The organism is Erythrobacter mangrovi, assembly GCF_013260645.1.
Lineage (GTDB): Bacteria > Pseudomonadota > Alphaproteobacteria > Sphingomonadales > Sphingomonadaceae > Qipengyuania > Qipengyuania mangrovi.
In genome coordinates, this window is record NZ_CP053921.1 from 186,913 (window position 1) to 205,622 (window position 18,710).

The following is an 18,710-nucleotide window of genomic DNA, read 5'->3' on the forward strand; positions in this document are numbered from 1 at the left end:
CCCGGCCGGGGGCTCTCCTCTCCAACTCGTGTGCTCCGGTTCAAGGAGCGAAAGGGTTCAAGCGGCGATAGGTGCCGCGTCGCGGACGCCCTGGTCCACATGGGCCGCGAAAGGTTCAAAATTGTCGGCAAAGAGCTGCACCAGCTTCTGCGCGGTGCGGTCGTACTCGTCCTTGTCGGCCCAAGTCGTGCGCGGGTCGAGGATCGTGCTGTCGACCCCCGGGACGCTGATCGGGACTTCGAAGCCGAAATTGGCATCCTTGCGGAATTCGGCGCTGTTGAGCGAACCATCGAGGGCAGCGTTGAGCAGCGCGCGGGTGGCCTTGATCGGCATGCGGCTGCCGGTGCCGTACTTGCCACCGGTCCAGCCGGTGTTGACCAGCCAGCACTGCACTTCGCCCTTGGCAATACGCTCCTTGAGGAGGTTGCCGTAGACGCTGGGGTGGCGTGGCATGAAAGGAGCACCAAAGCAGGTGCTGAAGGTGGCTTCGGGCTCGGTCACCCCGATTTCGGTTCCCGCGACCTTGGCGGTGTAGCCCGACAGGAAGTAATACATCGCCTGGTCGGGTGTCAGTCGCGCGATCGGCGGCAGCACGCCGAAGGCATCGGCCGTGAGCATGATCACGTTCGACGGCGGCGGGCCCATATTCTCGGCCGAAGTGTTCGGGATCGAACTGAGCGGATAGGCGCCGCGGGTGTTCTCAGCCAGACTGTTGTCGTCAAGGTCGATCTCGCCCGCGTCGTTCATCACGACGTTTTCGAGCACCGTGTCTTCCATCTTGGTGGTGGCGTAAATCTCAGGCTCTGCCTCGGGCGAGAGGCGGATCATCTTGGCATAGCAACCGCCTTCGAAATTGAAGACGGCGGTATCCGACCAGCCATGCTCGTCGTCACCGATCAGCGTGCGGCTGGCATCGGCGGACAGCGTGGTCTTGCCAGTGCCCGACAGGCCAAAGAACACGGCGGTCTTGCCGTCAGGACCGACATTCGCCGAGCAGTGCATCGGCATGACGCCCTTGGTCGGGAGCAGGTAGTTGAGGATGCCGAAGACGCTCTTCTTCATCTCGCCTGCGTATTTGGTGCCGCCGATCAGCACGAGCTTCTCGGACAGGTTGACCGCGATCACCGTTTCGCTGCGGGTGCCGTGGCGCGCCGGATCGGCCCGGAAGCTTGGCAGGTCAATGATCGTGTATTCCGGCACGAAGCCTTCGAGTTCAGCCTCGGTGGGGCGAACCAGCAAGGTGCGGATGAACTGGTTGTGCCACGCCAATTCGTTGATGACGCGGACGTTGACGCGGTATTCAGGCTGGGAACCACCGAACAGGTCTGCGACGTAGAGATCGCCCTTGTCCTTGAGCGCGGCCACGAAGTCGGCCTTGAGCGCAGCGAAGTGCTCCGGCGTCATCGAGGCGTTGTTGTCCCACCAAACCGTGTTCTCGGTCTCGGCGTCGCGAACGATGAACTTGTCCTTCGCGCTACGCCCGGTGTGCTTACCTGTTTCCACAACCAGCGGGCCGTCCTTGGCTCTCCGTCCTTCGCCACGTGCGAGAGCCGCTGCGGTCAGTTCGGCCGAATCGAGGTTCGGGTGAATGGTTGCAGCGGTTTCGATGCCCTGGCTGGACAGCGGAAAGGAAAGCGGAAAAGTCACCAAAATCTCCAGTGCGCCAATGCGTTACTGTAATGGAGTCGGCCTCGCATACGAATGCGCGCGACGATGATCTGCGCATAGTCCCGCGTCGCTCAGAGGTCAAATGGCGAAGGCATCACTTGTCCTATCGGGACATACAGCCCGCGTTGTTTTGCCGCGCCAAACGCACTAGTCACCCTATCATGACCACCGACGCGATACTCGGCGCCAACCCACAAGATCCCGACCAGCGGATAATCGCTCTGGTCGACGACGATCGCAACATCCTCACAACCGTCTCGATCGCCCTGCAGGCAGAGGGCTTCGCCACGCGGCTCTATTCCGACGGCGAGACTGCGCTTGCAGCCTTGCTGGCCAATCCGCCGGACCTCGCCATCTTCGATATCAAAATGCCCAAGATGGACGGGATGGAGCTGCTTCGCCGCCTGCGCCAGCAATCGCCGCTGCCAGTGATCTTCCTGACCAGCAAGGACGATGAGGCGGACGAGCAGGCTGGGCTTGAGATGGGCGCGGACGACTATATAGCCAAGCCATTCAGCCTGCGGCTGCTGTTGGCACGCATTCGCGCAATCCTGCGCCGCAGCAACGCGGCGCGGCCACTGCTGATGACCGACGCCTTCGACGGTCCCGCAGGCGAAGCGATCGAACGCGGTCGCCTGTTGATGGACCCGGCACGCCACCACGTGACCTGGGACGGCAAGCCAGTCTCACTAACGGTGACCGAGTTTCTCCTGCTCGAAGCGCTCGCCGCCAGGCCTGGTGTGATCAAGAGTCGCAACCAGCTGATGGACGCGGCCTATCCCGACGATGTCTTCGTCGATGATCGCACCGTCGATTCCCACATCAAGCGCATGCGCCGCAAGTTCCGCAGCGTCGATCAGCAGTTTTCCGCGATCGAGACGCTGTACGGTGCCGGCTACAGCTTCAGCGACGGCTGACGGGCGCCGCTATGACAGAGATCGGCAGCGTCCTTAAGGGCGACCCACGGTTGGACAAGCTGCGCTGGTCGCGAAGGCTGTCGCTCACCAGCCGCATTCTCTTCGTCAACGTCCTCCCGCTGGTGCTGCTGGGCGGCGGCGTCATCTATGTCGACGCCTATCGCAAGCAGCTGCTCGACGAACGCTTCAAGCTGGCGCTGGTCGAAGCGCAGATCACCGCCGAGGCGCTGGCCGGCGCGACCCCACGCCGCCAGGATGCGCTGCTGATCCAGATCGGCAAGGAACAACGGCTGCGGTTGCGCGTCTACGGCCCCGACGGCAAGCTCGAGTCCGACAGTTTCGCCCTGGCTCCGCCCAGCTTCACCCTGCCCGACCCGGCGGAAGTCGACCAGAACGCCTTCGCCTTGCGGGTCGATCGCTGGTTCGATCGCGTCGTCGGCGCACCCGCACTGCCGGATTACAGGGAGCCGGAGACCGACGACGTCGAGGACTGGCCCGAGCTCAAGCGCGCCCGCGAGGAGAGCCTGACACAGATCGTCCTGCGCGATGCAGCCGACGGCACCCATGTGATCAACGCCGCCGCCCCGGTCGGTCTTGACGGGGACACCTTGCTGCTGACCCGCAATCCGGTCGACATTACCGAGAGTGTGCGCGAAGCGCGGTCGACAGTGCTGGTGGCGGTGCTGCTGGCGCTGCTGGTATCGACTATGCTGTCGCTGTTCCTCGCCCGCACCATCGTGCGCCCTTTACGCGAGCTGGTCCAGGCCGCGGTTCGAGTGCGGCAAGGTCGCGATCGGCTGGTCGAAGTCCCGCGCCTGCCCGAGCGACGCGACGAGATCGGCATGCTGGCACGCGCGGTTTCGGACATGTCGCTGGCACTGCGCCAGCGGATCGACGCGGTGGAGAGTTTCGCGGCTGACGTTGCCCATGAAATCAAGAATCCGCTCGCTTCATTGCGCAGCGCGACCGAGTCACTCGCAAGGGTCGAGGACCCGGCACTGCGGGCGCAGTTGCTCGATATCGCGACGCATGACGTACAGCGGATCGACCGCCTCGTGACCGAAATCTCCGACGCAAGCAGGATCGACGCAGAGCTTTCGCGCGCTGAATTCGAGCCGGTCGATATCGCACAATTGCTCGCGAACATCGTCGCCAGCCGCGAGGCGCGCGAAGAGAATGACGGTCGCACGATCGACCTGACAATCAGCGGCGCGCCGGTCGTCGTGATGGGCGTACCGGTTCGTATCGAACGGGTGATCGAGAACCTGTTGGACAATGCCGTTTCCTTCTCTCCGTCAAGCGGGAGCATTGCGGTGAACCTCGAGCGACAGGATAGCTGGGTATCGCTGACGATTTGCGACGAAGGCCCGGGCATCCCCGAGGAGAAGCGCGAAGCGGTGTTCCAGCGGTTCCATTCCGACCGGCCGGAGGGCGAAGACTTCGGCAAGCATTCCGGACTCGGCCTCGCGATCGCGCGGACGATCGCCGAAGCACACGACGGAACACTGGTCGCGACGGCGCGAGAGGATGGCAAGCGCGGCGCCTGCCTCATTTTTGGCCTGCCGGCGAAACGATGAACTCGCAGGTCCTCCCCAATGTCAGCGGCGTCGCCATCGACGGGCGGGCACTGCTGATCGAGGGCGCTCCGGGCAGCGGCAAGTCTTCGCTCGCCCTTGCCTTGATCGATCGCGGCGCGAGCCTCATCGGTGACGATGCGGTGACGATTTCGGAACGATCGGGCCAGATCATCGCAGAGCCGCCTCCCAACACGGCAGGCATGATCGAAATCCGCAATGTGGGCATCGTCGAACTACCCACGGTCGAGGCACAGGTCGCGCTGGTGCTATCGCTCGACCCGGCAGCCGCGCGTTTCCCGCTCGAACTCGGCCAGCGCGTGCTGCTCGGTACCACGATCCCATTACTGACGTTCGCTCCCGGCGATGCGGTCCAGGCCCTGCGTGCCGAATATGCGCTGGCACAACACGGACTGCCCTTCCCCAATCGGACCAGCAGCGCGACAAGGGAGCACGATGGCTGACAATTCGTCCCTTCCCGCGCCGCAGCGCATTTTGCTCGTCACCGGCCTCTCGGGTGCGGGCAAGTCGACTGCACTGCAGGTGCTCGAGGATATCGGCTGGGAGGCGATCGACAATTTCCCCATTCGCCTGCTCGGCGGCCTCATGGCGGGCGACATGCCGAGCGGCCCGCTGGCCATCGGCTTCGATTCGCGAACACGCGGCTTCGTCCCGCGCGAGATCATCGAACTGTGCAAGCAGCTCTCCGCCCGCCCCGATCTCGAACTGACGACCATGTTCATCGACTGTGCCAGCAGCGAGATCGAGCGGCGCTACAACGAAACGCGTCGCCCGCATCCGATGGCACGCGGTCGCCCGGTCCTCGACGGGATAAAGGCCGAACGCGAGCTGCTCGAACCGCTGCGGCGCTGGGCGGAAATTGTCGTCGACACTTCCGATTTCGCCACCAACCAATTACAGCAGGTGGTGCGGGAAACCTTTGCCGACAGCACTGAGCGCGAGATGACGGTGACGGTGTCCAGCTTCGGTTTCGCCCGCGGAACGCCGCCGCTGGCCGACCTGATGTTCGATATGCGCTTCCTCGACAACCCGCATTGGGTCGAGGAGCTGCGCGAGAAGACCGGACTCGATCGCGCTGTCGGCGAACACATCGCCGCTGATCCCGCCTTTGCCCCCGCATTCGCGCGGATCGCCGATCTTCTGCGCGAGCTGCTGCCGCATTATGCGGCCCAGGGACGCAGCTATTTGAACATCGCCTTCGGCTGTACCGGGGGGAGACACCGTTCAGTCTACAGTGCGGAACGCGCGGCCGAGGTCTTGCGCGAAGCGGGCTTTTCGCCCACGGTAATCCATCGCAATCTGGGAAGTCGTCCCGCGGTTCCGCTCGAACGACGTTGATTCCCACGCTGGTTGGTGGTTGAGAGCCCGGCACGAGTCCTTTCAAGGTCGCAATTCGGATACGTCACGCATGATAGGCATGATCCTCGTCACCCACGGCATGCTCGCAGAGCACTTCATCGACGCGATGGAGCATGTGGTCGGCAAGCAGGACGGCGTCGCCACGATCTGTATCGGCCCGAACGACGACATGGAGCAGCGGCGCCAGGATATTGCCGATGCGATCAAGGCCGTCGACACTGGCGACGGTGCGATCATCCTGACCGACCTGTTCGGCGGCACCCCGTCCAACCTTGCCATCTCGCTGCTCGACGCCGGTCGCATCGAAGTGATCGCGGGGATCAACCTGCCGATGCTCATCCGCCTCGCCGGCGCGCGCAAGAGCATGAATGTGGTCGATGCGGTCCACGCTGCGCAAACCGCCGGGCGCAACTATATCACCGTCGCCAGCGAGTTCCTCGGCCAGGACCTCGAAACCGCGCGGAAGGCCTCTTGAGCGAACTGCGGCGGACCTTCATTGTGGTCAATCAGCGCGGCCTGCACGCGCGGGCCAGCGCGAAATTCGTCAATGCCGTGGCCGAACTGCCCGATGGCTGCACCGTGCGTGTAGCCAAGGACGGCAGCGAAGCGGCGGGTGGCTCCATCCTCGGCCTGATGATGCTGGGCGCGGCCAAGGGCGACGAGATCGAACTGATCATCAGCGGAACCGATGGCGAAGCGGCCATGGCCGGGCTCGCCGCGATGATCGAGGACGGCTTCGGGGAGCCCTGAACCATGGCGGCCCGCCGCGAGATTACCGGCTTTTCCAATCCCACGGTCAAGGCGCTGCGCGCCCTGCGCGAGAAGAAGCATCGCAAGGCTGCCAAGCGCTTCCTCGCCGAAGGCTTGCGGCTGCTCACCGATGCGCGCGAATGCGGGCATGTGCCCGAAGTGCTGGTGCTGGCCACCAGCCGCGATCCGCACCCCCTGCTGGCGGAGCTCGAGGCGGCGGTCGATACCGCGGGCGGCGAGGTGATCGAGACTTCGCCCGACATCCTCGCCAAGATCACCGGCAAGGACAATCCGCAGGCTGTCGCCGGCGTATTTGCCGAATTCGACACCTCGCTCGCCGCGCTTGACCGAACCAGCGCCGATATCTGGCTGGTCGCGCAGGCGCTGCGCGATCCGGGCAATCTCGGCACCATGCTGCGCACCGGCGACGCGATCGGTGCGGGCGGGCTGATCTTGATCGACGACTGCGCCGATCCTTTCAGCGTCGAGGCCGTGCGCGCCAGCATGGGTGCCATCTTCACCCAGAAACTCGCCCAGGCGCGGTGGGAGGACTTCGAGCCCTGGCTCCGCAGCGGTCCCGGCCAGCTTGTCGCGGCGAGCCTGCGCGATGCCCAACCCTACCGCGGCGCACCCTATGCCGCGCCCTGCTTTGTCATGGTCGGCAATGAAAGCCGCGGCCTGCCCGAAGAATATGAGCTGGCTTGCGACCTGCGCGTCACCATGCCGATGAAAGGCCGCGCAGACAGCCTCAACGCCGCGGTGGCAGCGGCGGTCCTGGGGTACGAGGTTCTGAACAGCCTGGATCGCTGATCCTATCTGCCAGCAAGTTCGGCGGCGAGAACATCCATCCGATCAGCGCCAAAATATACTTTCCCGCCGTGCCTGAAACTCGGCACACCGAAGACACCCTCCTGATAAGACGCTTCGGTAAGCGCGGTGAGCTCAGCGAGAGCCGCCTGTTCAACTCCATCTGACGGGAGATGGAGAGACAGCGAAGAAGTTATGTTTCCAAGCACAGCCTCATCGTCAATGTCCTGGGAATCTATCCAGAGCGCCTTGAACGCCGCATCAACAAATTCCCGCTGATCGACCCCGTCCAGAAACAGCCTTGTCGCAACGCACATTGCGCGCTTCGATCTCGGCTTGAAGCCCCTCGGCCCAGTTATCGGAATTTTCCAATAGGCGGCCATCCGTGGAATATCGGCAAGAAGATGCTGCCGTTTGGGTGGGGCCAGCGGGTCAATATACTCGGCCCAGGGCTCGCGCCCTGCCTGCAGGTTCAGCAGTACATCAATGGATATCGGTTTGAATAAAATCCTGATCCCTGCATCTTCAAGCAGTCTTCGCCGATGCCACGCAAAATAGGCATATGGGCTTCGCATATCGTAGAAAAATTCAACTTCTCTCATGCTGGATCGCTAACATTGGCGGTTTTTGGCTGCAACATCCGCGGAAGCCTCAGCGAAGCGGTAACGGCAGCAGTGCTGGAATATGAGGTGCTAGCCTGCTCGAGGTCTAGCCACAGGCCCCGGTGGAACACCGAGCGGGGGGCTCTAAAGAACTTCGCCGTCACCGCCTCGACCCACTCCGCTGCATAACGATGGCGAGCGCATCGCCGCGCCGGAGCAGTCGGAGAAGCGCGGAATTGTCAGGTTTTCGGACGATTTTCACCATGGCCCCGCGATAGAGCAGCGGCTTGACCAATCCGCTTTCGACGCGTTGCAGCAGCGCCGCGGTTGTCACCTTCCGCCAATCGGGTTTCGCTGCGTGGCAACGCCCCTTGCCCGGCGGCGTCAGCACCGTGTCCCAGGCGTGGGCGAACCCCTCTGCCCCGTCGCGTTCCCGCAGGCGATAGGCACTCGCGCGCGACATGCCGACGCTGCGGGCTGCAGCACCGATCGAACCAGTGACATAGAGTTGCGCGAGGAAACCGCACTGCCGCTCTTCAGTCCATCCATCACTGCGGGCACGTAGCGGAACGGGCGGGAAGAACGGCGGACGGCGACGGAGGCGATGGGCGGGCACTTTCGGCATCCGCTAAGGTGGAGCAGATGCGGGAAGCGTAGGAAATAGCGACGAAACTGGACGCCTCCTCCACCTCCAACGCCGGATGATACGTATTTCCCCCTAAGCACCTTCAAGGCGATCTTGATGGTAAATACCTATTAACACCTCATGGAAACGCTTCTCGCCAATTGGGTCACAGAAGAATCGCGCCGGAAAGAAGCCCGCACGAACACCTTCGTGATGGGGACGATATTGACCGATGCGATGTCCGCCCCGGTCCGCATTCGCAACCTCTCGCCCAATGGCGCCCTGGTAAGCGGCCCCGACCTGCCTCAGGCGGGGGAACGCTGCCGGATAAGGCGTGGGAGCCTATCCGTTTCGGGCAGGATCATGCGCCGCAATGAGGAGCACGCGGGGCTGCTGTTCGAACGCAGCATCGAAGTCCAGAACTGGCTTGCCGCCGGTCATTCCCGCCAGGTCGAAGTGGACCGCGTGGTCCAGGAAGCGAAGCATCGGTACCCCGTGGCGGATACGCACCACCTGATGACAAATGCGACTACCTCCGCAGCCACGACGCGCGACAGCCTGCTCGACATTGCCGACCAGCTCGACCGACTGGCCGACAGCCTCAGCGACGACGATCACGTCATCGCCAAGTTCCTCGACCGCCTGCAGATCCTCGACATCGCGTCGCAGCGATTGCGTGCATTGGGCTAGCCGCCGGGGATGTCGATGATCCGCCGGGTTCGAGACCGGCAGCGGCATTCCCCACCCATCAATCGAACACCCGGCTCAGTCGGCCTCATCAGTCGCCGGCGACAAAGGCCCGGGCGAGCAATTGCCCGTCGTCCATGCGCTCCACGATCAGCCGGAAGTCGAGCAGCGAACGGACCGTGTGCCTGCACATATATCCGGTCGTACCATCGGCAAGACGAACCGCTCCGCGCGTTGCGCCTTCCGCCTCCTCTTCCTGATCGAGAAAGGCAGACCAACCCACCAGGCTCCACGAAAGACGCGTGACGACCTCGTCCCCGGTGCGGCCGCGATAGACCGGGACATTCGCGCCAGTCACGTAAAGCACAGCGAACGCATCGTCCTCATCGAGATCCTGCGCCCAAAGCCAGGGCATGGTGATCCCGCCGTCCGATCCCTTCGCGCAGCCGAGCCGCTGGAGGTCATCGAGTTCCTCCCAGAGCCGGTACTCGGGATCATTCAGCCGCTCGCGCAGCAGCTCGCGCCCACTGCCTCCACCGAAGTCCAACAACACGTCCGGCGCAAATAGCGGGAGCAGCATCGCCTCGTCGCGATTGGCCACTGCCGTGGCGAGAGCCATGCGGAAGGCCTCGGCCCCCGCTATTGCCGCGCACTCGTCTCGCGGCGCCAAATTGCGAGCCGAGGCGGCAGTAGCCAGCGCGAGTGCCATGGTAGCGAGCATCACTCGCCGTCAACGAGGGAGGTGACCTGCCATCGGCCGTCAATACGCGAGACAGACATATGATAGTGGAATTCCGAGCGCAGCTGCGATTCGAGGACGTAGCCCACCATCGATCCTATTGTAACTTGGGCGAAATCATGTGCCATGGTTGTCTCCCATTCCGAGTTCCACCTCACCACTTCCCAGTTCAGATAGCGCAGCACCAGAGCGGTCTCGCTGGGGGCGCTGCGGAGCGGAATGGCCGAGCCGACGGCGAGTAATTCAACACTCGGATTCTCCATCACAAATCCCTGGTCCCCGACCCAAGGAACATAGAGTTCATTGGCCGTTCCGCCGCAGCCCAGCTGCAGCAGCGCATCAAGTTCTTCCCACAAGCGATAATCAGGGTGGGGCAGCCGCTCACGCAAGGCTGCGTGTCCAAAATCGTCGTGGAACTTCACATTGGGCGCGAACAGCGGAACCAGCATTGCCTCGTTGCGATTGGCGACCGCCGTAGCGAGAGTCATGCGGAATGCATCTGCTCCAGGAATATCGCCGCACTCGTCGCGCGGCGGAATACTCTCGGCCGAGGCGGGAGTCGCCACCGCGAGCCCAATCGCTGCGAGACCCACCCGCCAAATCACGCCATGGCTTCCTTGCCATGATCCGAGGTTCCGAGCACGAACATCAGTCGCCCGCATAGAAGGATGTGATCTGCCACTCGCCATCGATCTGGCTCACACGAAGGCTATAGGCAAGCTGCGCCCGTAGATCGGACCCGTCGACATAGCCACGTGTCGAGCCCGCGGTCACCTCCGCAAAGAACGTGGTATCGCTCATGTCGACGAAGCCACTTTCCTCGAAGACACCCCCGTACACTTGATAGAAACTCAACTCCGACGCCATATTCCACTCCATCGTCACCGCTTCCCAGTTGAGATAGCGTATGACGGGCGCGGCCTCGCTCGGTCCGGAACGAAGCGGCACCTTCTCGCCGACTGCAAGGTAGGTGGTGAATTCATCGTCACCTCCCAGCCTCTCACCCGAATACCAAGGCAGGTAGAAGTTCTTTGACGTCCGACCGCAGCCAAGCTGTTGCAGCGTCTCGAGTTCTTCCCAAAGATGCGTATCTGGGTCCAACAACCGCTCACGCAGTTCCTTGCGTCCTCCGCTTCCGACGACATCGAGAAACACATCGGGCGAAAACAGGGGCAGGAGCTTGGTCTCATCGCGGCTGGCCACCGCCGTAGCCAGCGCCATGCGAAAGGCGTCTGCCCCCGGAATATCGCCGCACTCGTCGCGGGGCGGGAAACTCTCGGCCGAGGCGGGCATCGCCATTGCGAGCCCAATCGCTGCGAGGCCTAGCCGCCAAATCATTCGGCACCGTCCATAATATCGCCCGAAAGCGGGTCTTGCGCAGTGTAGATTGGGGCACTTTGCATCAGAGGAATCTCCTTGATCTCGCGCCGGAGGTGTACGGCGGTTGCATCGCTCAATATGTCCTGGGCCGGATTGGAGGGCGGACCCATGTTGATGCCTCCCATCTATGCTTCCCATGCGCTGTCATGGAAGGCATTGCATTCGAGGTCAGGCAGAGCCTTTTGCAGCGCTCTAAACTCGGATCGCGGTGCGTTCAGCGCCGTACCCAAGTACCTAAGGCTATGCATGGATCTCAGTGGCGCCAAGCTCTTATCTCCTAGCCTTGTGCTGGTGAGAAAAAGGGCCTCCAATCCAAATCCATCAAGGGGAGACAAGCTCGGAATCTCTTGTCTCGTCCACATGCTGCCTTCAACACCCAGCACCTTCAGCTGGGTTTTGAGAGGTCGCAACCATTCGAGGTCCGTCATCTTCGACGCGTTCTCGATAAAAAGCCTTTCGAGGCTACGAAGCTCCAGGATGGGCGTAAGATCGGTAATTCTGTGCGGCGAACTAATCTTCAGGATTCTCAGTTTCTGAAGATTCAGGAGGGGCCCCAAATCCTTTGCCGTGAAGAATTTTGGAATCTCCAGATACTCAAGCTCGCGTAAATGCCCAATTTCATCAAGGAAATCCTGGCTAACGCTAAGTGCGGAGAGCTCCCTTAGCTGTGTTTGGTTCTTGATACCTCTGTGGGACGATCTCTCGCGTCCCACATAAGCGTATGAAACGGACTTCGGCACTTCCGAACCGCGGAGGTAGAGTTTGCAATCCGGCCTTCGGGTATGGAACCAGATCCGGTAAAACTCGTCATGGTTCATCGGGGCGCAATAGCTGCGCGAAATGAATAAATCGTAATATTTACAGATGGATCTCTAGGATTCGTTCGCCGATCTTACTCCGCAACTTCCTTGCTGCCATCGTCGAGCAGATCATTACCGGTATAGCGCGGCGCATTCTCCACCAGCGGGATTTCCTCGATCTCGCGCTTGCCGATTTCGATACCCTTGTCGGCGAGGCGTCGGCCCGAGGTCAGGACGTTGCGTTCGAAGCTGCCGACGAACTTGTTGTAGTTGTTGACCGCGGTTTCGAGGCCCCCACCAACACGCTTGAGGTGTTCGGCGGCCACGGCGAGGCGATCATACAATTCCGCACCGGCCTTGCCGATCTCGATCGCCTCGCGGGCGATCGTGTCCTGCCGCCAGACTTGCGCCACAGTGCGCGCGATGGCGACGAGGTTGGTCGGGGTCGCCAGCAGCACCTTGTTGCGGAAGGCGAAGTCCCACAGTTCGGGATCGGCCTCCAGCGCGGCAGCGACGAAATGTTCGCCGGGGACGAACATCACGACATAATCGGGCGCCTCGTCGAACTGGCTCTGGTACCCCTTGGTGCCGAGCGTCTGGACATGCCCGCGCATGGCCTTGGCGTGGAGATCGAGGTGACGCTTGCGCTCGCCCTCGTCATCGGCCTCGAACGCGGCCTGGTAGGCGTTGAGCGAGACCTTGGCGTCGATCACCAGCTTCTTCTGTCCGGGTACGTGGACGATCGCATCGGGACGCAACCGGCCTTCCTCGGTATCCATCGAGCGCTCGAGTTCGAAATCGGTGTGCTCGGAAAGACCGCATTGTTCGAGCACGTTCTGCAGCGCCCGTTCGCCCCAGCGCCCGCGCGCCTTGGGGGCATTGGTCAGCGAATTGCCCAGCCGCTGCGCCTCGCGCCGGACCTCTTCCTGCCCCGCCTTCATCGACTCGATCAGCCCGGTAAGCTGGCCAAAGGCATCGACGCGTTTCGCCTCAAGCGCGCCGACCTGTTCCTCATAGGCCTTGAGCCGCGCGCCGACCGGTTCGAGCAATGCGCGCAGCTTTTCCTCGCTCGCCTTTTCCGAATGGCCCAGCCGTTCGGCGGCGGCGGCGACCAGCCGCTCCTGCGCGGCCGAGAGCACCTTGGCGCCGGTATTCTCGAATTCCTTGAGCAGGTTGGCGCGGCTTTCCTCGAGCAGGCGCTTCTGCTCCTCGAACCCGGCACGTTCGGCGCGGAATGCGGAATTCTCCTCGCGCGCCGCGTCGAGCTGCGCAGCCAGCGCATCGGCCCGCGCCGCGCGTTCGGACATGGTCGCAAGCTCCGGCACCATGCGGGCGAGCTTCTCTTCCGCCGCTTTGGCCCCGGCGTCGGCTTCGCCATGCCGCGCCTTCCAATCGGCCACGGGACGCGAACCGACGAACCAACCCAGCGCGCCGCCTAGGACAAGCGCGAGGAAAATCAGGAGAATTGCAGTGATATCCATTCCGCTATCCTATGCGGAACGGAGAGGGAACGCCAGTAGCCTTCGCCCGGTATCAACCGAATTACGGACTACGCGTATTCGCGCATCTTCTTCAGCTTCTTCAGCGCCATGTTGCGCTTCAGCCGGCTGAGGTGGTCGATGAACAGGATCCCTTCGAGGTGGTCCATCTCGTGCTGGATGCAGGTGGCCATCAGGCCTTCCATGTCCTCTTCGTGGGTCTCGCCTTCGAGATCCTGGTAACGCACGCGGCAGGTGGCCGGACGATCGACGTCGGCGAAGATCTCGGGGACCGAGAGGCAGCCTTCCTGGTAGGTCGCCAGTTCCTCTGCCGGGTCGAGGATCTCGGGGTTCACGAAGACCCGCGGTTCCTTCTTCGTCGGATAGTGATGGTGATGGTGCCCGCCGTGATCGCATTCCTCGGGCTCTGCATCGAGATCGTCGGGCTGGAGATCGATCACCAGCACGCGCTTGGGCACGCCGACCTGGATCGCGGCCAGGCCGATGCCGGGCGCGGCATACATGGTCTCGAACATATCCGAGACGAGCTCTTTCAGCTCGTCGTCAAACGCGGTGACGGGTTCGGATACGGTCTTGAGCCGGGGATCCGGCACTTCGAGGATTTCACGGATAGCCATTTCGGCCAGATAGTAGCGGATTCGGGATTCTTCAACGCGAATGCTGCAACATGAGTGATCGCCTAACCCACCGGCCTCCGCGCCCGCAGCGCCTGTGCCAGCGTCCCCTCGTCGAGGTAATCGAGCTCTCCGCCCACAGGCAAGCCGTGTGCGAGCTGGGTGATGCGCAGAGGATAGGCCTCGAGCCGCTCGGCGAGGTAATGCGCCGTGGTCTGCCCTTCCAAGGTAGCGTTCATGGCCAGGACGACTTCGTCCACCCCGCCCTCCTCGATCCGCGCCAGCAGCGCAGCGATGTTGAGATCTTCGGGTCGCACGCCGTCGAGCGCGGAGAGCTTCCCGCCGAGGACGTGGTATTTGCCGGTAAACAGCTTGGCCCGGTCCAGCGCCCACAGGTCGGCGACATCCTCGACCACGCAGAGGCTCTTGCTGTCGCGGCGGGGGTCGGCGCAGATCGCGCAGGGATTGCGGGTGTCGACATTCCCGCAGACCTCGCATTCGACCAACGCTTCGCCGACGGTGGCGAGCGCGTCGAGCAGCGCGGGCAATGCGGTTTCGCGGCGCTTGACCAGCCACAGTACGGCGCGCCGTGCGCTGCGCGGACCCAGGCCGGGAAGCTTCGCCAGCGCGGCTGCGAGGGTTTCGATCTCTTGCGATGCCATGGGTCGACAGATAGGGGCAGCGGCGGAACAGAGAAAGGCCACTGGCACCCTCATGCGCATAATCTTCATGGGAACGCCCGATTTCGCGGTGCCGACGCTGCAGGCGCTGGTCGACGCGGCGCATGAGGTGGTCTGTGTCTACACCCAACCGCCGCGCCCGGGCGGACGGCGCGGGCGCGAATTGACACCCACCCCGGTGCACCAGCGCGCCGCGGACCTGGGGATCGAGGTCCGTCACCCGAAATCGCTCAAATCGGCCGAGGAGCAGGCGGCCTTCGCCGCGCTCGATGCGGACGTGGCCGTGGTCGCAGCCTATGGCCTGATCCTGCCGCAACCGGTGCTCGATGCGCCGAAGCACGGCTGCCTCAACGTCCACGCCTCGATCCTGCCGCGCTGGCGCGGGGCCGCGCCGATCCATCGCGCGGTAATGGCGGGCGACCCGGTGACGGGCGTCACGATCATGCAGATGGAAGCGGGTCTCGACACCGGCCCGATGCTCGCCACTGCGCGCACGCCGATCGACGACAAGACCACCGGCGAACTGACCGAGGAGTTGGCCGAGATCGGCGCTCAATTGATGGTCGGCACGCTGATCGACCTCGCCGCCCTGCATCCGATGCGACAGGACGACGCCGAGGCGACCTATGCCGCCAAGATCGACAAGACCGAGGCGCGCATCGACTGGTCGAAGCCCGCCGTAGAGATCGAACGCCTGGTGCGGGGCCTTGCCCCCTTCCCCGGCGCCTGGTTCGAACTCGACGGAGACCGCGTCAAGCTATTGCGGGCGGAGCTGGCCGAAGGATCGGGCGCGCCCGGCCAAGTGCTCGATGACCGGCTGGCAATCGCTTGCGGCGGCGGTGCGATCCGGCCGGTACGCCTGCAGCGCGCGGGGAAGCCGGCGATGGATCTCGACACCTTCCTTCGCGGTAATCGGGTTCCCGCGGGCACGGTGCTGAAGTGATTTTGGTGACTATGCTTCGACAGGCTCAGCATGAGCGGGATTGGTTGCCTCACTTACACCCGCACAGCCTGAGCCTGTCGAAGGCCACGCGCCGCCGGGGAACCCAATGACCCGCTTCGCACTCACTCTCGAATTCGACGGGACGCCGTTCTTCGGGCTCCAGCGGCAGGCCGATGGGCCGAGCGTGCAGCAAGCGGTGGAGGAAGCCGCGTTCCGCGTGACCGGCGAGGAGACACGCCTGCACAGTGCGGGCCGCACCGATACCGGTGTCCATGCGCTGGCGATGCGCAGCCACCTCGACATCCAGAAGGACATCGAGCCGTTTCGCCTGATGGAAGCGCTCAACGCGCATCTGCGGCCCGATCCGATCGCGGTGACTGCGTGCGAGGTCGTGCCCGATGACTGGCACGCGCGCTTTTCCTGTATCGGCCGCGCCTATGTCTATCGCATCGCCAACCGCCGTGCGCCGCTAACGCTCGACCGCGATAGGGCGTGGCAACTCGGCACCCCGCTCGACCATGAAGCGATGCATCGCGCCGCGCAGTCGCTCGTCGGCCTGCACGATTTCACCACCTTCCGTTCCGCGCATTGCCAGGCCGAAAGCCCGGTCAAGACGCTCGACCGGCTCGACGTGGAACGCGAAGGCAAGGAAGTCCGCATCCACGCCGAAGCGCGCAGTTTCCTGCACCACCAGGTGCGCAGCATGGTTGGTTGCCTTGCGCTCGTCGGCATGGGCCGCTGGCGGGTGGAGCAGGTGGCCGAGGCGCTGCAAGCGTGCGATCGACAGGCGCTCGGGCTCAACGCGCCCTCCTGCGGGCTGTACTTCGTGCGCGCGCTCTATCCGGACGCCGGTTGACCTAACGTCACCCTAGCCAAGCGTCCGGCAGAGGCGTAGCCATGCCGCTCAATCCAGATTCGAATTGGGAGAATGGACATGCCCACTACCGGCAAGCAGCTTTTCACTACTCTTGAAAGCGACGGTACGCTCACGGTCGAGATCGCGAGCCGCGAATTCCCCGATCCCACCGGAAACCAGGTGCTGGTCAAGATGGAAGCCGCGCCGATCAACCCCAGCGACCTCGCCATCCTGACCGGCGCGGCCGATTTCGAGAACGCGACCTATTCCCCCGGCAAGGTCGTCGCCAAGATGCCCGAGCCGTTCAACAGCGGCCAAAAGGCCCGCCACGGCCAGCGCCTGCCCGCGGGCAATGAAGGCGCAGGCACCGTCATCGCCACTGGCGACAGTGACATGGCCAAGGCGCTGATGGGCCAGCGCGTCGCCTGCGTTCCGGGCAACGCCTACAGCCAATATGCGATCGCCGATGCCGCCATGTGCCTGCCGCTGGGCGATCACAGCGCCGAGGACGGCGCGTCGAGCTTCGTCAACCCGATGACCGCGCTGGGCTTTGCCGAGAACGCCAAGATGGATGGCCAGAAGGCGATCCTGCACACGGTCGGCGCCTCGAATCTGGGGCAGATGCTGGTCAAGATCTGCCAGGAAGACGGTCTTGGCCTCGTCAACATCGTCCGCAAGCAAGACCAGGTCGACCTGCTCAAGGGCCTTGGCGCGACGCATGTGGTGAATTCGTCGGACGGCGATTTCATGGCCCAGCTCAAGGCGGCCATCGACGAGACCGATGCCTTCTATGGCTTCGACCCGATCGGCGGCGGCACCATGGTGGACACCTGCTTCAAGGCGATGGAACAGGTCGCGGTGTCGAAGATGACCGAATATTCGCGCTACGGCTCGAACCAGGCGAAGCGCATGTTCATCTACGGCCGGCTCGACTTCGGGCCGACCACGCTGACCCCGTCCTATGGCTTTGGCTGGACGCTGTCGGGCTGGCTGCTGACGCCGTTCCTCGCGACTGCCGGCATGGAAACGGTGATGCGGATGCGCAAGCGCGTGCTCGACAACCTCACCACGACCTTCGCCAGCAGCTACAAGACGCGCGTCGATCTGGAAGGCATGCTGACCAAGGATGCGATCCTCGATTATCGCCAGATGAAGACCGGCGAAAAGTACCTCGTCCTGCCGAACGGCTAACGCCGGTCGAAATGCGCCTGCGCCGCGAGCGGGTCCGTAATCCCGCTCGCGACCAGCAATTGCGCGAGGATTCGCGCCTTCTGCGGGTTGTGCGAACGCGAAGCGACGAAGCCGCGCGCATCGTCGTCCACCTCGAGGTTGCGATCGACTGACCCTTCATCGACCCGACTTGCGCGGACGACCAGCGCGCCCCGCTTCACGGCCGCCTCGAGCGCATCGAGCACGGTCGTAGGCGCGTTGCCCTGCCCCATGCCCGCCAGCACGATCCCGCGCGCGCCGCGGGACAGCGCCCCTTCGACCAACCCGGCATCCATTCCCGCGTGGGCATAGACCACTTCGACGTGCGGTAGTGCATCGGGCCAGGCGAAGCGCGCGGCGGCGCCCGGCCGATCGGGCGGCCCGAACCAGTCGAGCGTCAGCGGAGTGACCATGCCCAGCGCCCCGCGCGGAAATCCGCGGAAGGCGTCGATACTGCTGGTCGCCGCCTTGCGGACATCGATTGCGGCGAAGATCGAGTCGCCCATCACCACCAGCACGCCGCGGCCGGCGGCCATGTGGTCGCCGGCGACCCGCACGGCGTTGGCGAAGTTGCGCATCCCGTCGCTGCCCACGGCATCGGCCGGACGCATCGCGCCGACCAGTACCACCGGCTTGGTGGCCGGGTGGGTCAAATCGAGCAGCAGCGCGGTTTCTTCGGCGGTGTCGGTGCCATGCGTGACGATAATGCCGGAAATGCCATCATCCGACGTGGCCGCAGCAATCTCGCGATGCAGCGCCTGCCAATCGCGCCAGCCGATGTCCTGCGATCCGACCGCAGCAATATCGATGCCGTCGAGCTCGGCATCCAGCCCGAGCTCGGCCACCGACGCCATCATCGCATCGATCCCGATCTGGCCCGGCGCATAGCCGCGCTGCAGCGCCGATCCGGCACTGCCCGCAATCGTCCCACCGGTGGCGAGGACCCTAATTTTCGCTGTCGTCATGCCGCGCGCGTTAGC

Annotated in this window: 23 protein-coding genes; 11 read left to right on the forward strand and 12 right to left on the reverse strand. The window is 63.6% G+C overall.

Annotated elements, in window-relative coordinates:
* Positions 1-57 precede the first annotated feature (57 nt).
* A complete protein-coding gene (locus HQR01_RS00970) occupies positions 58-1,647 on the reverse strand; it encodes a phosphoenolpyruvate carboxykinase (protein WP_173211941.1) in 1,590 nt (529 codons plus the stop codon).
* A 182-nt stretch (positions 1,648-1,829) separates the two neighbouring features.
* Between HQR01_RS00970 and HQR01_RS00975 the strand changes: the two genes are divergently transcribed.
* From HQR01_RS00975 to HQR01_RS01005, 7 genes are all read left to right on the forward strand, one after another.
* Positions 1,830-2,585, forward strand: coding sequence for a response regulator transcription factor (locus tag HQR01_RS00975; protein ID WP_173211942.1), 756 nt, complete (start codon positions 1,830-1,832; stop codon positions 2,583-2,585).
* Positions 2,586-2,596: 11 nt separating this feature from the next.
* Entirely contained in the window at positions 2,597-4,162 is a 1,566-nt protein-coding gene (locus HQR01_RS00980) for a sensor histidine kinase (protein WP_173211943.1), read from the forward strand.
* A complete protein-coding gene (locus tag HQR01_RS00985) occupies positions 4,159-4,623 on the forward strand; it encodes an HPr kinase/phosphorylase (RefSeq protein ID WP_173211944.1) in 465 nt (154 codons plus the stop codon). Before HQR01_RS00980 ends, HQR01_RS00985 begins: the two co-directional genes overlap by 4 nt.
* Positions 4,616-5,518 (forward strand): RNase adapter RapZ, encoded by a 903-nt coding sequence (rapZ, locus tag HQR01_RS00990; protein ID WP_173211945.1) that lies wholly within the window; start codon positions 4,616-4,618, stop codon positions 5,516-5,518. Before HQR01_RS00985 ends, rapZ begins: the two co-directional genes overlap by 8 nt.
* Positions 5,519-5,588: 70 nt before the next feature.
* Positions 5,589-6,014, forward strand: a complete 426-nt coding sequence (locus HQR01_RS00995; RefSeq protein ID WP_173211946.1) for a PTS sugar transporter subunit IIA — start codon at positions 5,589-5,591, stop codon at positions 6,012-6,014.
* Positions 6,011-6,289: an HPr family phosphocarrier protein gene (locus HQR01_RS01000; RefSeq protein WP_173211947.1), complete on the forward strand. Its 279-nt coding sequence runs from the start codon at positions 6,011-6,013 to the stop codon at positions 6,287-6,289. The genes HQR01_RS00995 and HQR01_RS01000 overlap by 4 nt, the downstream gene beginning before the upstream one ends.
* Positions 6,290-6,292: 3 nt before the next feature.
* On the forward strand, positions 6,293-7,099 hold the full coding sequence (locus tag HQR01_RS01005) for a TrmH family RNA methyltransferase (RefSeq protein WP_173211948.1): 807 nt from the start codon (positions 6,293-6,295) through the stop codon (positions 7,097-7,099).
* A 2-nt stretch (positions 7,100-7,101) separates the two neighbouring features.
* Here the strand turns inward: HQR01_RS01005 and HQR01_RS01010 are convergent, their stop codons facing one another.
* The gene (locus HQR01_RS01010) at positions 7,102-7,698 is read right to left on the reverse strand and encodes a 2-hydroxychromene-2-carboxylate isomerase (protein ID WP_173211949.1); all 597 of its coding nucleotides are present in this window, start codon (positions 7,696-7,698) and stop codon (positions 7,102-7,104) included.
* 160 nt (positions 7,699-7,858) lie between these two features.
* Positions 7,859-8,323 carry a hypothetical protein gene (locus HQR01_RS01015; RefSeq protein ID WP_173211950.1) on the reverse strand — a complete coding sequence of 155 codons (465 nt, stop codon included), beginning with the start codon at positions 8,321-8,323 and terminating at the stop codon, positions 7,859-7,861.
* A 141-nt stretch (positions 8,324-8,464) separates the two neighbouring features.
* Here HQR01_RS01015 and HQR01_RS01020 point away from each other — a divergent pair, with 141 nt between their 5' ends.
* The gene (locus HQR01_RS01020) at positions 8,465-9,013 is read left to right on the forward strand and encodes a PilZ domain-containing protein (protein WP_173211951.1); all 549 of its coding nucleotides are present in this window, start codon (positions 8,465-8,467) and stop codon (positions 9,011-9,013) included.
* A gap of 88 nt (positions 9,014-9,101) precedes the next feature.
* Here the strand turns inward: HQR01_RS01020 and HQR01_RS01025 are convergent, their stop codons facing one another.
* The 8 genes from HQR01_RS01025 to recR form a co-directional block, all read right to left on the reverse strand.
* Positions 9,102-9,731, reverse strand: coding sequence for a hypothetical protein (locus HQR01_RS01025; RefSeq protein ID WP_173211952.1), 630 nt, complete (start codon positions 9,729-9,731; stop codon positions 9,102-9,104).
* Positions 9,731-10,315, reverse strand: coding sequence for a hypothetical protein (locus tag HQR01_RS01030; RefSeq protein ID WP_173211953.1), 585 nt, complete (start codon positions 10,313-10,315; stop codon positions 9,731-9,733). The genes HQR01_RS01025 and HQR01_RS01030 overlap by 1 nt, the downstream gene beginning before the upstream one ends.
* Positions 10,316-10,397: 82 nt before the next feature.
* Positions 10,398-11,048 carry a hypothetical protein gene (locus tag HQR01_RS01035; RefSeq protein WP_173211954.1) on the reverse strand — a complete coding sequence of 217 codons (651 nt, stop codon included), beginning with the start codon at positions 11,046-11,048 and terminating at the stop codon, positions 10,398-10,400.
* Positions 11,049-11,083: 35 nt separating this feature from the next.
* Positions 11,084-11,239 carry a hypothetical protein gene (locus HQR01_RS01040; protein WP_173211955.1) on the reverse strand — a complete coding sequence of 52 codons (156 nt, stop codon included), beginning with the start codon at positions 11,237-11,239 and terminating at the stop codon, positions 11,084-11,086.
* A 15-nt stretch (positions 11,240-11,254) separates the two neighbouring features.
* On the reverse strand, positions 11,255-11,947 hold the full coding sequence (locus HQR01_RS01045) for a leucine-rich repeat domain-containing protein (RefSeq protein ID WP_173211956.1): 693 nt from the start codon (positions 11,945-11,947) through the stop codon (positions 11,255-11,257).
* A gap of 74 nt (positions 11,948-12,021) precedes the next feature.
* Positions 12,022-13,404 carry a DNA recombination protein RmuC gene (locus HQR01_RS01050; RefSeq protein ID WP_407644609.1) on the reverse strand — a complete coding sequence of 461 codons (1,383 nt, stop codon included), beginning with the start codon at positions 13,402-13,404 and terminating at the stop codon, positions 12,022-12,024.
* Between the two features lie 74 nt (positions 13,405-13,478).
* Positions 13,479-14,045, reverse strand: a complete 567-nt coding sequence (locus tag HQR01_RS01055) for a peptide deformylase (protein WP_173211958.1) — start codon at positions 14,043-14,045, stop codon at positions 13,479-13,481.
* A gap of 62 nt (positions 14,046-14,107) precedes the next feature.
* On the reverse strand, positions 14,108-14,704 hold the full coding sequence (gene recR, locus HQR01_RS01060; protein ID WP_173211959.1) for a recombination mediator RecR: 597 nt from the start codon (positions 14,702-14,704) through the stop codon (positions 14,108-14,110).
* A 52-nt stretch (positions 14,705-14,756) separates the two neighbouring features.
* Here recR and fmt point away from each other — a divergent pair, with 52 nt between their 5' ends.
* The 3 genes from fmt to HQR01_RS01075 all read left to right on the forward strand — a co-directional run bounded on the left by fmt (position 14,757) and on the right by HQR01_RS01075 (position 17,712).
* Positions 14,757-15,665, forward strand: coding sequence for a methionyl-tRNA formyltransferase (gene fmt / locus HQR01_RS01065; RefSeq protein ID WP_173211960.1), 909 nt, complete (start codon positions 14,757-14,759; stop codon positions 15,663-15,665).
* A gap of 106 nt (positions 15,666-15,771) precedes the next feature.
* On the forward strand, positions 15,772-16,521 hold the full coding sequence (gene truA, locus HQR01_RS01070) for a tRNA pseudouridine(38-40) synthase TruA (protein ID WP_173211961.1): 750 nt from the start codon (positions 15,772-15,774) through the stop codon (positions 16,519-16,521).
* A 78-nt stretch (positions 16,522-16,599) separates the two neighbouring features.
* A complete protein-coding gene (locus HQR01_RS01075) occupies positions 16,600-17,712 on the forward strand; it encodes a zinc-binding dehydrogenase (protein WP_173211962.1) in 1,113 nt (370 codons plus the stop codon).
* On the opposite strand, the gene HQR01_RS01080 is transcribed toward HQR01_RS01075, so the two are convergent.
* Positions 17,709-18,695 carry an asparaginase gene (locus HQR01_RS01080; RefSeq protein ID WP_173211963.1) on the reverse strand — a complete coding sequence of 329 codons (987 nt, stop codon included), beginning with the start codon at positions 18,693-18,695 and terminating at the stop codon, positions 17,709-17,711. The genes HQR01_RS01075 and HQR01_RS01080 overlap by 4 nt on opposite strands.
* Between the last annotated feature and the right edge of the window lie 15 nt (positions 18,696-18,710).

Coding starts and splice junctions, on each gene's coding strand:
- HQR01_RS00975 (WP_173211942.1), top strand. CDS start 1,830: ATGACCACCGACGCGATACTCGGCGCCAACCCACAAGATCCCGACCAG.
- HQR01_RS00980 (WP_173211943.1), top strand. CDS start 2,597: ATGACAGAGATCGGCAGCGTCCTTAAGGGCGACCCACGGTTGGACAAG.
- HQR01_RS00985 (WP_173211944.1), top strand. CDS start 4,159: ATGAACTCGCAGGTCCTCCCCAATGTCAGCGGCGTCGCCATCGACGGG.
- rapZ (WP_173211945.1), top strand. CDS start 4,616: ATGGCTGACAATTCGTCCCTTCCCGCGCCGCAGCGCATTTTGCTCGTC.
- HQR01_RS00995 (WP_173211946.1), top strand. CDS start 5,589: ATGATAGGCATGATCCTCGTCACCCACGGCATGCTCGCAGAGCACTTC.
- HQR01_RS01005 (WP_173211948.1), top strand. CDS start 6,293: ATGGCGGCCCGCCGCGAGATTACCGGCTTTTCCAATCCCACGGTCAAG.
- HQR01_RS01010 (WP_173211949.1), bottom strand. CDS start 7,698: ATGAGAGAAGTTGAATTTTTCTACGATATGCGAAGCCCATATGCCTAT.
- HQR01_RS01015 (WP_173211950.1), bottom strand. CDS start 8,323: ATGCCGAAAGTGCCCGCCCATCGCCTCCGTCGCCGTCCGCCGTTCTTC.
- HQR01_RS01020 (WP_173211951.1), top strand. CDS start 8,465: ATGGAAACGCTTCTCGCCAATTGGGTCACAGAAGAATCGCGCCGGAAA.
- HQR01_RS01025 (WP_173211952.1), bottom strand. CDS start 9,731: ATGCTCGCTACCATGGCACTCGCGCTGGCTACTGCCGCCTCGGCTCGC.
- HQR01_RS01035 (WP_173211954.1), bottom strand. CDS start 11,048: ATGGCGATGCCCGCCTCGGCCGAGAGTTTCCCGCCCCGCGACGAGTGC.
- HQR01_RS01040 (WP_173211955.1), bottom strand. CDS start 11,239: ATGGGTCCGCCCTCCAATCCGGCCCAGGACATATTGAGCGATGCAACC.
- HQR01_RS01045 (WP_173211956.1), bottom strand. CDS start 11,947: ATGAACCATGACGAGTTTTACCGGATCTGGTTCCATACCCGAAGGCCG.
- HQR01_RS01055 (WP_173211958.1), bottom strand. CDS start 14,045: ATGGCTATCCGTGAAATCCTCGAAGTGCCGGATCCCCGGCTCAAGACC.
- recR (WP_173211959.1), bottom strand. CDS start 14,704: ATGGCATCGCAAGAGATCGAAACCCTCGCAGCCGCGCTGGCGAAGCTT.
- fmt (WP_173211960.1), top strand. CDS start 14,757: ATGCGCATAATCTTCATGGGAACGCCCGATTTCGCGGTGCCGACGCTG.
- truA (WP_173211961.1), top strand. CDS start 15,772: ATGACCCGCTTCGCACTCACTCTCGAATTCGACGGGACGCCGTTCTTC.
- HQR01_RS01075 (WP_173211962.1), top strand. CDS start 16,600: ATGCCCACTACCGGCAAGCAGCTTTTCACTACTCTTGAAAGCGACGGT.
- HQR01_RS01080 (WP_173211963.1), bottom strand. CDS start 18,695: ATGACGACAGCGAAAATTAGGGTCCTCGCCACCGGTGGGACGATTGCG.